Origin of the sequence: Allobosea sp. TAF32 (assembly GCF_052113585.1) — a bacterium.
Classification (GTDB): domain Bacteria; phylum Pseudomonadota; class Alphaproteobacteria; order Rhizobiales; family Beijerinckiaceae; genus Allobosea.
The window spans coordinates 526,171-539,583 of record NZ_JBFRDM010000001.1 but is presented as its reverse complement, the minus strand read 5'-3'; the positions used below and the strand labels follow the sequence as shown (position 1 = coordinate 539,583).

13 protein-coding genes and 1 pseudogene are annotated in these 13,413 nt (G+C 65.4%); 6 read left to right on the top strand and 8 right to left on the bottom strand.

Features of this window, described 5'->3' with window-relative positions:
- The 3 genes from AB4Z16_RS02385 to AB4Z16_RS02375 all read left to right on the top strand — a co-directional run bounded on the left by AB4Z16_RS02385 (position 1) and on the right by AB4Z16_RS02375 (position 3,291).
- Entirely contained in the window at positions 1-822 is an 822-nt protein-coding gene (locus AB4Z16_RS02385; RefSeq protein ID WP_441509712.1) for a carbohydrate ABC transporter permease, read from the top strand.
- Positions 823-897: 75 nt separating this feature from the next.
- The gene (locus AB4Z16_RS02380; RefSeq protein ID WP_441509711.1) at positions 898-2,055 is read left to right on the top strand and encodes a mandelate racemase/muconate lactonizing enzyme family protein; all 1,158 of its coding nucleotides are present in this window, start codon (positions 898-900) and stop codon (positions 2,053-2,055) included.
- A gap of 105 nt (positions 2,056-2,160) precedes the next feature.
- A complete protein-coding gene (locus tag AB4Z16_RS02375) occupies positions 2,161-3,291 on the top strand; it encodes an iron-containing alcohol dehydrogenase (protein ID WP_441509710.1) in 1,131 nt (376 codons plus the stop codon).
- A 48-nt stretch (positions 3,292-3,339) separates the two neighbouring features.
- Here AB4Z16_RS02375 and AB4Z16_RS02370 read toward each other — a convergent pair.
- The 3 genes and pseudogenes from AB4Z16_RS02370 to AB4Z16_RS02360 form a co-directional block, all read right to left on the bottom strand.
- A pseudogene (locus AB4Z16_RS02370) lies at positions 3,340-3,664 on the bottom strand (aldolase/citrate lyase family protein); the annotation flags it as partial.
- A gap of 9 nt (positions 3,665-3,673) precedes the next feature.
- Entirely contained in the window at positions 3,674-4,456 is a 783-nt protein-coding gene (hpaH, locus tag AB4Z16_RS02365) for a 2-oxo-hept-4-ene-1,7-dioate hydratase (RefSeq protein ID WP_441509709.1), read from the bottom strand.
- A 34-nt stretch (positions 4,457-4,490) separates the two neighbouring features.
- A complete protein-coding gene (locus AB4Z16_RS02360; protein ID WP_441509708.1) occupies positions 4,491-5,384 on the bottom strand; it encodes a dioxygenase family protein in 894 nt (297 codons plus the stop codon).
- 256 nt (positions 5,385-5,640) lie between these two features.
- On the opposite strand from AB4Z16_RS02360, the gene AB4Z16_RS02355 reads away from it, so the two are divergent.
- The 3 genes from AB4Z16_RS02355 (at position 5,641) to AB4Z16_RS02345 (ending at position 8,699) form a co-directional block, all read left to right on the top strand.
- Positions 5,641-6,375 (top strand): GntR family transcriptional regulator, encoded by a 735-nt coding sequence (locus tag AB4Z16_RS02355; protein WP_441510110.1) that lies wholly within the window; start codon positions 5,641-5,643, stop codon positions 6,373-6,375.
- Positions 6,376-6,422: 47 nt separating this feature from the next.
- Positions 6,423-7,202: a sugar phosphate isomerase/epimerase family protein gene (locus tag AB4Z16_RS02350; RefSeq protein WP_441509707.1), complete on the top strand. Its 780-nt coding sequence runs from the start codon at positions 6,423-6,425 to the stop codon at positions 7,200-7,202.
- Between the two features lie 294 nt (positions 7,203-7,496).
- Positions 7,497-8,699: an MFS transporter gene (locus tag AB4Z16_RS02345; RefSeq protein ID WP_441509706.1), complete on the top strand. Its 1,203-nt coding sequence runs from the start codon at positions 7,497-7,499 to the stop codon at positions 8,697-8,699.
- Positions 8,700-8,853: 154 nt separating this feature from the next.
- On the opposite strand, the gene AB4Z16_RS02340 is transcribed toward AB4Z16_RS02345, so the two are convergent.
- From AB4Z16_RS02340 to AB4Z16_RS02320, 5 genes are read right to left on the bottom strand one after another with little or no spacing between them, the layout of a single operon-like run.
- Positions 8,854-9,612: an IclR family transcriptional regulator gene (locus AB4Z16_RS02340; RefSeq protein WP_441509705.1), complete on the bottom strand. Its 759-nt coding sequence runs from the start codon at positions 9,610-9,612 to the stop codon at positions 8,854-8,856.
- A gap of 28 nt (positions 9,613-9,640) precedes the next feature.
- On the bottom strand, positions 9,641-10,501 hold the full coding sequence (locus AB4Z16_RS02335) for an HpcH/HpaI aldolase/citrate lyase family protein (RefSeq protein WP_441510109.1): 861 nt from the start codon (positions 10,499-10,501) through the stop codon (positions 9,641-9,643).
- Entirely contained in the window at positions 10,501-10,959 is a 459-nt protein-coding gene (locus AB4Z16_RS02330; RefSeq protein WP_441509704.1) for a MaoC family dehydratase, read from the bottom strand. Before AB4Z16_RS02330 ends, AB4Z16_RS02335 begins: the two co-directional genes overlap by 1 nt.
- Positions 10,959-12,161, bottom strand: coding sequence for a CaiB/BaiF CoA transferase family protein (locus tag AB4Z16_RS02325; RefSeq protein WP_441509703.1), 1,203 nt, complete (start codon positions 12,159-12,161; stop codon positions 10,959-10,961). The genes AB4Z16_RS02330 and AB4Z16_RS02325 overlap by 1 nt, the downstream gene beginning before the upstream one ends.
- On the bottom strand, positions 12,158-13,411 hold the full coding sequence (locus AB4Z16_RS02320) for an acetyl-CoA hydrolase/transferase family protein (protein WP_441509702.1): 1,254 nt from the start codon (positions 13,409-13,411) through the stop codon (positions 12,158-12,160). Before AB4Z16_RS02320 ends, AB4Z16_RS02325 begins: the two co-directional genes overlap by 4 nt.
- Between the last annotated feature and the right edge of the window lie 2 nt (positions 13,412-13,413).

Sequence of the window (13,413 nt, the reverse complement as noted above, 5' to 3'; positions counted from 1 at the left end):
ATGAAGGCGCGCAGTGCCTGGGTCTATCTGCCGGTCCTGATCCTCGTGGCGATCACGGTCGTGCCGTTCTTCTGGATGATCGTCTCGTCCTTCAAGAGCCTGGCCGAGCTCTACCATATCCCGATCACCTGGCTGCCGAAGCAGACGACGTTCGCGAACTACCAGAAGGTGCTCTTCGACTCGAACGTGCCGCGCTATTTCTGGAACAGCACCATCGTCTCGCTGGGCTCGACCATCATCGCGCTGATCTTCGCGACGCCGGCGGCCTATGGCTTCTCGCGCTTCGAGTTCAGGGGGCGCTCGCTCTGGCAGATGCTCATCCTGATGTCGCATCTGCTGCCGTCCGCGGCCCTGATCGTGCCGCTCTATATCTTCCTCGGCTATCTCAACCTGCTGAATTCGCTCATCGGCCTGATCCTGGTCTATCTGGTGCTGACCCTGCCGCTCGCGATTTGGATGCTGACCGGCTACTTCAAGAACATCCCGGTCGAACTCGAGGAAGCGGCGATCATCGACGGCGCCTCGCGCTGGACGATCCTGCTGCGGATCATGCTGCCGCTGTCGCTGCCCGGCATCGTCGTGATCTTCCTCTATTCCTTCGTCGCCACCTGGAACGAGTTCATCTTCGCGCTCTCATTCGCCAACGACACGTCGGTAAAGACCCTGCCGATCGGGCTCGCCGAGTTCTCGACCGAATACGACACCGACTGGGGAGCGATCATGGCCGCGTCCGTGATCATGAGCCTGCCGATCGCGGCGATCTTTCTCGGCCTGCAGAAGGTCTTCGTCGGTGGCCTGATGTCGGGCGCGACGAAGGGCTGACCAGCGGCACCCCTAACGGTTTCAACCCTTGCACATAGCGGGCAGCGCCGATCGCCGCCCACCGGAGCCAACGTCATGAAGATCTCGTCGATCACGCCCTGGATCGTCAAAGCCGAAGGCACCTTCTTCGGGGAATTCCTCTTCGTCGAGGTGCAGACCGACGAAGGCGTCACCGGCTGGGGGGAGGTCACCACCTCCACGCGGCTTGCCAACCGCACGGTCGCGTCCTCCCTGCGGCATTTGAACGAGTTGCTGGTCGGTGCCGACCCGCTCAACATCGAGAGCATCTGGAACCGGACTTATCGGAACTTCACCTATATGGGCAGTCGTGGCGCCGCCGCGCTCTGCCTCAGCGGCGTGGACATCGCGCTATGGGACATTAAGGGCAAGGTTCTGGGCCAGCCGATCTACGAACTTCTCGGCGGCAAGGTCCGCGAGGAGGTGCTGCTTTATACCCACCCCGACCAGAACAAGTTCACGACCAGGGAGGGGGTCGTCCAGGAGATCATGGGCATCGTCAACTCCGGTCATACGGCGCTGAAATTCGATCCCTTCCCCCATCTGAACGGGCTCCAGATCCGCCGCAACGGCTATCTCGACGGTGAATTGTCGCGCAAGGCCGAGCGCGTCGCCGCCGAGCTGACGGCGCTGATCCGCGAGACGACAGGCCCGGATATCGAAATCCTGATCGATGCGCATGGGCGCTTCAACGTGCCGACCGCAATCCGCCTGTGCAACAGCCTGCAGGATGCCGGCAAGATCGACTGGTTCGAGGAGCCGGTGCCGCCCGAGAGTTATCATGCTCTGCGGCAGGTGCGCGACAAGGTCAGCGTGCCGATCTCGGTCGGCGAGCGGCTGCACACGCGTTGGGAATTCGTGCCGATCCTGGAAAACCGGCTGGCCGACTACATCATGCCGGATGTCACCTGGACGGGGGGGATCAGCGAGATGAAGAAGATCTCGACCATGGCCGAGGCTTACTACATCCCAGTCTCCCCGCATGACGCCAGCGGACCGATCAATGTTGTCGCGGGGGCGCAAGTCATGATCACGGTTCCGAACTTCTATCGCATCGAGACCTCGATGCATGACCTCTCCTGTTACAACCGCTTCATCGACACGCCCCTCGACAACAAGGGCGGCAGCCTCAGGCTGACGGGCAAGCCCGGCCTCGGCATCGAGATGGACATGGATTTCCTGCGCGGCAACGTCATCGACGGCTTCGGCCGCTAGGCGCGTCGCGAAAGCGCAGCGGGAGCCCGCCTCGCACTCCCCGAACACCTTGCCTCCAAGCAACGCGCCGGCATCGCATCCGGTCATGACCACGAAGGACCCGACATGTCGCTGATCACCTATCTGACCACCGTCCGGTTTGAGGCGGGCGCCCTGTCGGGCCTCGGCAACGATCTGAACGAGCTGGGCATGAAGGCGCCGCTCATCGTCGCCGATCGGGGCATCGAACGGGCCGGCCTGCTCGACCGTCTTCGCGACGCGCTCCCCGATGGCCGCGGCATGGCTACATTTCTCGACACGCCGCCTAATCCGACGGAAAGCGCGGTTCTCGCCGCGCTGACCGTGTTTCGTTCGCAAGGGTGCGACGGTCTGATCGCCATCGGCGGCGGATCCGCGATCGACCTGGGCAAGGGCGTCGCGCTGCTCGCCAACCATCCCGGACCCCTGGCGCAATATGCGGCGATCCTCGGCGGCATTCCCAAGATCACGGCCGCGGTCGCGCCGTTGATCGCGATCCCGACGACCGCCGGCACAGGAAGCGAGGTCGGGCGCGCCGCCCTGATCAGCCTGGACGACGGTCGCAAGCTTGGCTTCATCTCGCCTCATCTAATCCCCAAGCGGGCGATCTGCGACCCCGACCTCACGCTCGGGCTGCCCGCGTCGCTCACGGCTGCGACCGGCATGGATGCGATCACGCATTGCATCGAGACCTATCTGAGCCCCCGTTACAATCCGCCCGCCGAGGCGATTGCACTGGACGGCCTGGTCCGCGCGATCGGCTCGATCGAGCGGGCGGTCGCAGACGGCAGCGACCGCGAGGCGCGGCGCGAGATGATGATGGCGGCGCTGGAGGGCGGTCTCACCTTCCAGAAGGGCCTCGGCGCCGTCCACGCGCTCTCCCATCCGCTCGGCGGCCTGAAGCAGGTTTCGCTCCACCATGGCACGCTGAACGCAGTGCTTCTGCCCCACTGCCTCACATTCAATGAGTCGCATTGCGCACAGAAATATGCGGTCATCCGGCAACGGCTCGGACTAGCAGCCGGGCACGATCTGGCTGCGCATTTCCAAGCTCTGAACACAAGGCTCGCGATGCCGTCCACTCTGTCCGAAATGGGCGTCCCACCCGACTGTCTATCCCGCATCGCAGAAGCTGCTACGGCCGATCATTCATCCGCCACCAATCCGAGGCCCGCAGATCGGGATGCCTACCTGGCAATCCTGAAATCGGCTTTTTGAGAGTTTCACCGCAGGAACCGAATGGCCGGGAGCAGCCATACCTCGGCCCACCGCCGCGACGGCGGCGCGCGCTTCGTCGGCGTTCTGGACACAAGGGATGAGCAGGGTCTGTGCGCCCAGGTCTAGGAACCGCTTGATGAGCACGGTGTCGTTGCTGGCCGGCCGGACAATGGCCGACACGTCATAGGGCGCAACGGCCTGGAGTTGGGCGAGGACCGTCAGCGGGTCGCCGGGCGAGTGTTCGGTGTCGAACAGCAGCCAGTCATAGCCCGAGCTCGCCAGGGCTTCCGCGGCATAGCTGCCGGGCAGGCTGCACCAGAGGCCGATCTGATGGCGGCCTTTCCGCAGGGAAATGGTTTTCGGGCAGTTTCATCACGCGGCCTCAGATGAAGGAGACGCCGATGGCGCCCAGCGGCCCGTAGTCCGCATGAATGACGTCGCCTTTCTTGATATCGACGGGGCGCGTGAAGGAGCCGCCAAGGACGATCTGCCCCTTCTTCAATCCAGCCCCCACATCGTGCAGCTTGTTGACGAGCCACGCGATGCCGGCCGCCGGATGGCCCATGATCGCGGCCGAGACGCCCGATTCCTCGATGATGCCGTTTTGCGAGAGCGTCGCCCCAATCCAGCGCACGTCCACGCAGAACGGGCGGATCGTGCGGCCGCCGAGGACGATGGCACCGAACGCGGCATTGTCGGCGATGGTGTCGACGATCGCCCGGGGAACCTCAGTGCGATAGTCGATGATCTCCAGGGCCGGAACGACGAATTCGGTCGCGCGCATCACGTCGTGGACGCGGCAAGCCGGGCCGGAAAGATCCTCACCCATGATGAAGGCGAGCTCGACCTCGAGGCGCGGCTTGATGAAGGCGTCCGTCTTGAGCCGGGCACCGTCGTTGTAGAGAGCGTCGTCGAGGATACGACCGTAATCCGGTTCGGTGATCTTCGACGCCATCTGCATGGCGCGCGAGGTCAGGCCGATCTTGTGGCCGGCGAGCCGTGCGCCATTGGCGATCCGGGCCTCGGCCCAGAGATCCTGGACGCGGTAGGCGTCGGCGATCTCCATGTCGGGAAATGTCTTCGAAAGCTGGATGCAGGGCACGCGGTCGCGCTCGGCTTTCAGGATGGCTTCTGCGGCCTTGCGGCGATCGTCTTCCGTGAGCATTGGGGTGCATTCTCCCTGTCAGGAAACGGCAGCGCTACTTGATGGGCGCGCGCGGCAAAACGGGCTCGCCCGGCTCCATCACATAGGTGTATTCGAGCGCGTACCAGGGAGACGCGACGTCCGGCCGCGACGGATGCGGCTCGTCATGGCGGACGAAGTCTCCTATCAGGGCCTTGGTCACGCCGAACTGGACATCAGTTTCGATGTGCGGATCGGTGCGGTCGTAGACCTGCGAGATCAGCACCTTGAAGCCCGGCTTGAAGATCAGCGCATGCAGGTGCGCGGGGCGCATCGGGTGGCGATTCTGCGCCTCGAGGAGACGACCGACCACGCCGTCGGTCGGGATCGGATATCCCACCATCATGACTGAGCTGAACCAGAAGCGGCCATCGGCATCGGTCGTGAACTTGCCGCGCAGGTTCATCTCGGCCTGTTCGGGATCCTGATTCTCGTAGAGCCCGACCGGGGAGGAATGCCAGACGTCGACCTCTGCCCCTTCGATCGGCCGGCCGCCTCCGTCGATGACACGCGCACTGACGAAGAGCGACGCTCCGGGCGTGTCGGAGCGGACTATCGAGCCGCCGTTTTCGACCCGAGGTGAATTCAGCCGCCAGAAGGGGCCCAGCAGGGACTGGGAGGTTTCGGTGTTGCCGCCGTCGCCGTTGTTCAGCAGGCAGACCAGCGAGGACACGCCGAGCGAGCCGGCCATCAGCACGAACTCATTGTGGGTGTCGGAGGCGAGCGCGCCGATCTCGTTGAGGATCGCCGTCGCGTCACGGAATTCGGCTTCCGTGAGCCGGACGTCGCGCACGAAGCCATGCAGATGCGTCACGAGCGATACCATGATGTCCCGCATGCGCGGGTCCCGCGTCCGCTTCATGACGTCCAGTACGGCTGGCGTGACGTCCTGCTGGCGCTCGATGAGCATGCGCGAACCTCCCTCAAAGATGTGCGGGGCGAGGAGCTTATGTTGAATAATCGATTATCTGTCAAATCGAAGCCGGCCGGGCTTATGCCCGATTGAGCGCCAAAATACTTGCAGGTAGGCATATTTCGAAGGTTTTCCTTCAGAAGTGGGAGGCCTGTTTGACACTCGATAATCGTTTATATACAATGCCTGGACGTTCCTCACAGCTCCGGAAGGTCTGGTGTTGAAATCCGCCAGCGCGCCGACGATGTCTGGAATGGCGCCTGCCGAGTCGGCGGCGGCCGGTGGCGTTTCTGCCGCGCTGTGGCGGGCTGCCCTTATCGACGACGGCAAGAACACGATTGCCAGTCAACTGGTTGAGCGGTTGCGGGAAGCGATCGTCTCGGGGCAGCTCGAGGCCGGGGCCAAGATCAACCTCCATCGGGCGCGCGAGATCTTTTCTGTCTCGTTGAGCCCTCTGCGCGAGGCTCTGGCCCGACTCATCCCGGATGGCCTCGTCATTTTCGAGGACAATCGCGGCTATCGCGTCGCTCCCGTTTCATTGGCCGACCTGCGCGAAATCACGCGGTTGCGCGAGGAGTTCGAGGCGCTCGCCTTGCGCCAAGCGATCGCGAATGCGCCTGCGGAGTGGGAGGGCGAGGTGATGCGGACCTTGCACCGCCTCAACAGAGCCGAACGGAACCCCGCGGATTCGGCTACGCTGGAGCGGTGGGAAGCTCTGCACCGCGAATTCCATCTGTCCCTGCTGGCGGGGTGCGGCATGCCGCTGCTGCTGGGCTTCTGCCGAACGCTTCTCAACTTGAACGATCGTTATCGGCGCAGCTTTCTCGTGCGCACGTCCGGCGACCGGAATGTCAGCATGGAGCACAGTGAGATTGCGCAGGGGGCGGTGGCCCGGGATGCTGATTTTGCCTGCGAACGCCTGCGCGAACACATCCATCGGACCGGCAGCAATCTCGCCGATCATCTCGCTGACAGGGTCGCGCCATGACGCAGTTCATGCCGCCGCTCGGTATCGCACACTTCTCCTGCATCGACGTGCCGCCGGTCGAGTTGGTGCATCTTGCTGCCGAGGTCGGATACGCCGCCGTCGGGTTGCGCCTTCACCCTGCATTTCCAGGAGCGCCCTTCTACACGGTTCCAGCAGGAAGCTCGGAGATGCGCGCGGTGAAAGCTGCGCTGCAGGCCAGCAGTGTCCGTGTTTACGACATCGAATTCGTCGTCATAGACGACGAGTTCTCCGCCCGCGAACTTCTGCCAGTGCTCGAGAGCGCGGGGGAACTCGGCGCACGCCGTCTGAGCGTCTGCGGGGATGATCCGGACGAGGAGAGGTTCCGCGCCAACCTGGCCATGCTTGCCGAGCAGGCTGCCGGATACGGCATGGGGGTCGATCTGGAGATCATGCCCTGGCGCCGCATCGGGTCGCTGAAGGCCGCTGTCCGGGCCGTCGAGGCCACCGGCATGGCAAATGTCGGCTTGCTGATCGACGCCTTGCATCTGTCGCGCTCCGGCAGCTCGCCGGCAGCGTTGCGGGATGTTCCGCAACCCTTGATCCAGAGTGTCCAGCTCTGTGACGCGCCGGCGAGGCGTCCGGCTGACAATGACGGGCTCGTTGCCGAAGCTCGCGGCGGCCGGCTCCTGCCGGGGGAGGGGGCGCTGCCATTGCGGGAGCTGCTGGCCGCCATTCCGCCAAGGGCGTCGCTTTCGGTCGAGGTTCCGAATCGGGGCCTGCCGGCCCTGACCCATGCGCGGGCTGTTTTTGAAGCGGCAAAAGCGCTGCTCCAACCCCAGAGCGGGGAGAATCCGGCGACCCGATAGAGCGGGCCTTCGATGAGCCTCCTCTCGAGAAGTCGACGATCGTAGGAGCCAGACCCCAGCGCTTCTGCCGCCAAAGATGGGCCAGAGCAGAAGTTGGGACCCCACCGGGAAGCGGACCTCCTATTTGTGCGGCGCGGTCTTCGTGCCCATGCAAAACCTGCAGGCCAGACCTCCCCGGCGTGATCTCGACCGCACCGGCAGAATTGCACATGAGCTGTGCAAGCCGACATCGCGCAGCGCGGCCGAGGGTCGCGTCCGACCTCAACAATACGGCGGGCTGAGGGGAGACGTACCTTGCGATTGCCGCTATGGGGCAGCGCGCTGAGCGCCACGCTGCTCGTACAGATCATCAGTTCGTTTGCTGCAGCCGCGGTTCCTTTGCTCGGCCCGGTTCTGACGCAGCGCTGGGACCTGCCGCCGGAAAGCATCGGCTATATCTCCGCGACCACGTCGATCGGCATCTGCTGGTGCCTTGCCTGCGGAGGTCCGATGCTCGACCATCACGGACCGATCCGTACTCTGCAACTCGGTTTGGCCGCCATCTGCCTGGCGATGATCCTCCTGTCGCAGCCGGTCGCCCCTCTCGGCTTCGTCGGCGCTCTGCTGCTCGGGCTTGGTCTGGCACCAAACAATCCCGCCGGCAGCACGATGTTGATGCGTACGGCACCACCTCGGCACCGCAACTTGATCTTCTCGATCCGGCAAGCCGGCGTGCCTCTCGGCGGTGCTATAGCCGGTGTGTGCGTGGCTCCAGCAGTGGTCAGGCTTGGCTTCGTCTATACGATAGGACTTATTGCAGCCATCGTCCTGCTGAGTCTGCTGGCCGTGCAACCGTTCCAGAAGCGCCTCGACGTCGAAAGGGGGAAGGCGAATCCGCGATGGGTGCGGACGTTCCTGTTGCCTTCGGCCCTGCACAATGCGGTCAAGGTCATCGGTTCCCATCCATCCCTGCCGCTGCTCACCGGCATCGGAATCTCGTTCTCGCTCGCCCAGGCCAGCGTCACCGCCTTTACTGCGACTTATCTGGTCACGCAGCTCGGCAAGGATCTCGGCCAGGCGGGTTTCCTTATCGCAATGATGCTCACCGCCAGTACGGTCTCGAGGATCGGCCTCGGTTGGCTCGCGGATCGATGGCGCCGTGGCCCGCTCCTGCTCTGCCTGCTCCTGCTCACTACGAGTGCCGCGATCACGTTGCTAATTTGGTCGGCGAACGCATCCTCCTGGGCTCTCTATGGCTCAATCGCCTTCGTTGGCGCGACGTCTTTGGGCTGGAACGGAGTCTACATGGCGGAGCTGGCACGACTGTCGCCACCTGCACTCGTCGGCGACATTACATCCGCTGCGAATCTGTTCGGCTTTGCTGGGTCCTTCTGCGGTCCCCTGATCTTCGCGCTCCTCGCCAGCCGGACGGCGAGCTTCGACTGGCCCTACATCGTCGTCGCGGCGCAATTGGCCGCGTGCGGCATCTTCTCCTTGTGGCGGCGCGGCTGGCGCTGAGCCTAGGGCGGTTTGCTCCCCTGCTTCCTCTGGTAAAGCCGTACGAGGGGGGAGCGTGCGCCAGCAGCGGACTCTAGCTTCTTGCCGAAAAGCCGACCTTAGCGCTTTAGCTGGAAGCAGAGCTTCGTACCGACGTAGGCGGCGACGGCCTTCTTTAGAAACCGGTTTCGTTATCAGCAGACAGATCGCCGGCGAAGCGCGCGATCGCAAGTCTCATCACCTCTGCGATCTCTGCGGTTCTGTCGAGGCACCGGAACTGCGGGCCTGCAACGACGATCGAGAGTCGCCGGTGGCGGACGAGAAGCGGAAATGCCACGCCGACGAGGTCGGGGCTGAAGTCACCGTTGCTGAAATGATAGCCGCGCGCCGCGGAACGCCGGATCTCGGCCTCGACCGCTTCGATGCTCATCGGTGTCGTTGCCGAATAGCGCTCGAAGCTGAGCTTGCGGTAGAGCGCCTGGCGCTCCGCCGGGGAATATTGGGCTAGGATGGCGCGGCCCGTCGAGCTGGCATGGATCGGCAGGCGATGGCCTACGCGGGCGAAATAGCGGATCGGCGCCCTCGATTCGACGACATGGATGAAGAGCGCATGCGTGCTCGCGGGCGCGCCGATCGCCGTGGTTTCCCCCGTTTCCTCGGCGATCTCGGTCACGAGTTGGAGGGCTGCCTCCGGCAGGGGTTCCGCCTTCGAGACCGCCTGTGCCATGGCGAGCCATCGCGGGCTGGGGTAGTAGCCGCCCCGCGCCCGCGGCTCATAGAGATAGCCCTTCTCCGCGAGGGTGCCGATCAGGTTGAACGTGCTGGATCGCGGCCAGCCGAGCTCGTCCGAGAGCTCGGCCAGGGTCGCCGGGCGCTGCCGGCGGGCGAAGAACTCGAGAAGCTCCAGAACATTGGCAGCCTGCTTGACCTGCATACGTCTTCCTGTTGCGCCTCGATCGTGACTATGACGGGGAGAGCGACGCCAAAATGCGCTCGGCGGCGCGCAGATGCGGCTTGTCGATCATCTGGCCATCGATTTTCACTACGCCGAGATCGGCCTGATTGCCAAATGCATCGGCAATACGGCGTGCCCATGCGATCTCCTGCTCGCTCGGCCTGAAGGCGGCGTTGACCGGCTCGACATGCTTGGGATGGATCACGCCCTTGGCCATGAAGCCGTCGCGCCGCGCCTCGCGCGCTTCCCGTTCCACCGCAGCGAGATCGTCGATCGTCACGGCGACCGTGTCGACCGCGACGACGCCGGCTGCGGCAGCGCCGGCGAGGCAGAGATTGCGCGCGAGCTGATACGGCGGCAGCACGCCGCTGGCATCGCGATTGGCGGTAGCACCGAAGGAGGCCGCGAGGTCTTCCGCCCCCCACATCATCCCCCAGAGGCGCTCGCTGCAGCCGCGATAGCTGCCCAGCCCGAAGAGGGAGGCAGCCGTCTCCGTGACGATCGCCAGGACGAGGGTGCTCCCGGCGGCGATGCCATTGGCGGCTTCCAGGGCGTCCAGCATATGTGCAAGGCGCCGCACCTGGCCCGGCCCATCGCATTTCGGCAGGGCGACGCCGTCGGGACGATAAGGCATTACGGCTGCGAGGTCGGTGGCGCTGAGCCCGGTCTCAAAGGCGTTGATGCGCACGAAGAGCCTCTGACGGCCGCGCGTTGCCTGCAACATGGCGGCCGTCTCGCGCCGGGCCGCTTCCTTGGCATCCGCCGCGACGGAATCCTCCAGATCGAGGATCAGCGCATCGGCGCCACACTCGCGTGCGCGAGCGAATTTGCGAGTGCTGTCGCCGGGAACGAAGAGGAGGCTGCGCATCACGCCGCCGCCTGCCGCCGGTGCATCATCGCCATGCGCCGGCACACCGCCACCACTTCGCCGCGCTGGTTGAGGCATTCGTGCTCGAACTCGACCAGCCCCGCCGTCTGCCGCGACTGGCTCTCCCGCTTGCCGAGGACCTTGGTCCGAGAGCGCAGCGTATCGCCCTGGAACACCGGTTTCGGAAAGCGCACGTCGCTCATGCCGAGATTGCCGATGGTGGTGCCGAGCGTGGTGTCGGAAACGCTCATGCCGATCATGATGCCGAGCGTGTAGAGGCTGTTGAACAGCGGCTTTCCCCATTCCGTCCGGCTCGAGAAATCGGCGTCGATATGGAGCGGCTGCGGGTTCAGGGTCATCAGGCTGAAGCTGATATTGTCCTGCTCGGTGACCGTCCGCGAATAGGCATGTTCGAAGACCTGCCCGATCTCGAATTCCTCATAGTAGAGTCCGGCCATCATCGCGCTCCTGCAGTTCCGTTCGCTTCGGTGATATCGGCGCCGGCGCGGAGAACGCCGGCCTGTTCCAGCCTATCGATCTCTGCCGTGGGCAATCCCCATTCGCCCAGGGCCGCCCGCCCGCCTTCGCCCGGCGCCCGCCCCGCGGTCGGCCTTGCCGCGGGCGTCCCGCTGAAGCGCGGCTGGGGCGCAGGCTGGAGCACGCCCTCGATCGCGATGAAACTCTCTCGCGCTTTCGCATGCTCGTGCACCGGCGCCTCGGCGAGGCTGAGCACCGGCGCGAAACAGGCATCCGTCCCCTCGAGCAGGGCGCACCATTCGGCACGGCTGCGCTCCGCGAAGCGCCGGGCCAGCAGGTCGCGGGCCTGCGGCCATGACGCGCGCTCGTCGACATCGGGGAAATCTGCGGGATCGAAGCCGATCCGGCGCAGCAATTCGTCCCTGAACTTTTTCTCGATGGGCGCCACGGCGATCCACTCGCCATCGGCGCAAGCGTAGGTCTCATAATGCGGGGCGCCGGAATCGAGGAGGTTGGTTCCGCGTTCCGGTCGGTGCAAGCCGGCCGCCGCTAGGCCGAAGAGGCTCGCCATCAATGTCGCGCTGCCCTCGGCCATGGCTGCGTCGACGACTTGTCCCGCGCCGGATTGCCGGGCGACGAGCAACGCGCAGACAATGCCGAAGGCGAGCAACATGGCGCCGCCGCCATAGTCGCCGATCAGATTGAGCGGGACGCTCGGCGCCTGGCCCGCCCGGCCGATCGCGGACAGCGCGCCCGAAAGCGCGATGTAGTTGAGGTCGTGCCCGGCGGCCCGGGCGAGCGGCCCGCTCTGGCCCCAACCGGTCACGCGCCCGTAGACGAGGCGCGGGTTGCGTTCGAGACATTTTTCGGGGCCGAGGCCCAGGCGCTCCATCGTACCGGGCCGGAACCCTTCGATCAGCGCATCGGCCTGCGCGATGAGCGCGAGCGCGCAGGCGATCCCCTCCGGCCGCTTCAGGTCGAGCGCGATTGAACGGCGCCCCCGGCGCGTGACGTCGAAGCGGGGCGGCCTGGCGATGCCGAGGCCGCTCGGCTCGAGCCGGTCGAGGACGATGACGTCGGCGCCGAGATCGGAGAGCAGCATCGCGGCCATCGGGGCGGGACCGATGCCTGCGAATTCGACGATCTTCAGTCCGGCGAGGGGGCCGCTACGGCTTTGCGTCATGGCGCGCGCCCTTCGACGAGGCTGCGTTCCAGCATCTCGCGATGTTGCGGCGCCGCGATCGCGATCAGGGCGCGGGCACGCTCGGCGGCACTGCGATGGGCGAGTTCCGCAACGCCATATTCGGTCACGATCGTATCGGCATCGGTGCGGGCGAGCGTGACCGCGCCGACGCGCGGCACGATCCGCGAGACCGCGCCCGTCCGGCCGGTCGCGCGCAGAGCGACGATCGAGCGCCCTCCCATCGAGGCACGAGCTCCGCGTGAGAAATCGCAGAGCCCGCCCGTGCCGCCGACCGGAGCGCCATCGGCGGCCTCCGCATTGACCTGGCCGGACAGGTCCACCTCGATCGCCGCATTGACGGCGATCATCCGCTCCTGCCGGGCCAGAACGGAAAAGGCATGCGTATGGGCGGCGGGGCGCAATCGGATCGCTTCACTGCAATGGAGGAAGCCGAAAGCCGGACTGGAACCGACGACGACATTGGCAATGCCCAGTCCGGGATCCACGGTCTTGCGGGCATTGGTGAAGACGCCGCGCGCCGCGAGGGCCGCCATCCGGTCGCCGAAGACGCCGGAATGGATGCCGAGCTCGCGGTGGCCGGCAAGGCCGTCGAGGATGGCATCGGGAATGGCGCCGATGCCGATCTGGATGGTCGCGCCATCGGGAACGAGCGCCGCCACATGCCCCGCGATCGCGCGCTCGGCCTCTCCGGTCGCCACGGCCGGCGCCGAGACCGGCTCCCGGTCCGTCTCGACGATCGCATCGATGCGCAGAGCCGATGGAATTTCGGCCCCGGCGCACCAGGGTGCCCGTGCGTTCACCTCGGCGATCACGCAACGCGCCCGACGGGCGGCGGCCAGGACATAGTCGTTGGCCAGTGTCGCGCATCGGCCGCGGGGCCCTTCCGCGAGCTGTATCAGCACGACATCGGCCCGGATCGTGCCCGATGCGAAGCCGGTTTCGAGCGCGCTGTAGTGCAGAGGCCAGACATCGAGCCGCCCACGCCGGGCGATGCGGCTCGCGCGACCCATGGCGCCGTAGCCCGCGAACGGCATCTCCGCCGGGGCTGTATCGAAGCTGTTCGACACCACCGTGCCGAGGAAGGTCTCGAAAGGCCCGACTGCCCCGAAGGCGGCCGGCAGCGCGGCCGCCAATGTCTGCGGTTCGGCAGAAACCTGACCGCACAGCACCCGGTCGCCAGGCCTGATGAAGGCGGCCAGATCCAGCGAGTCTGGTTCGATCCTGCGCATGC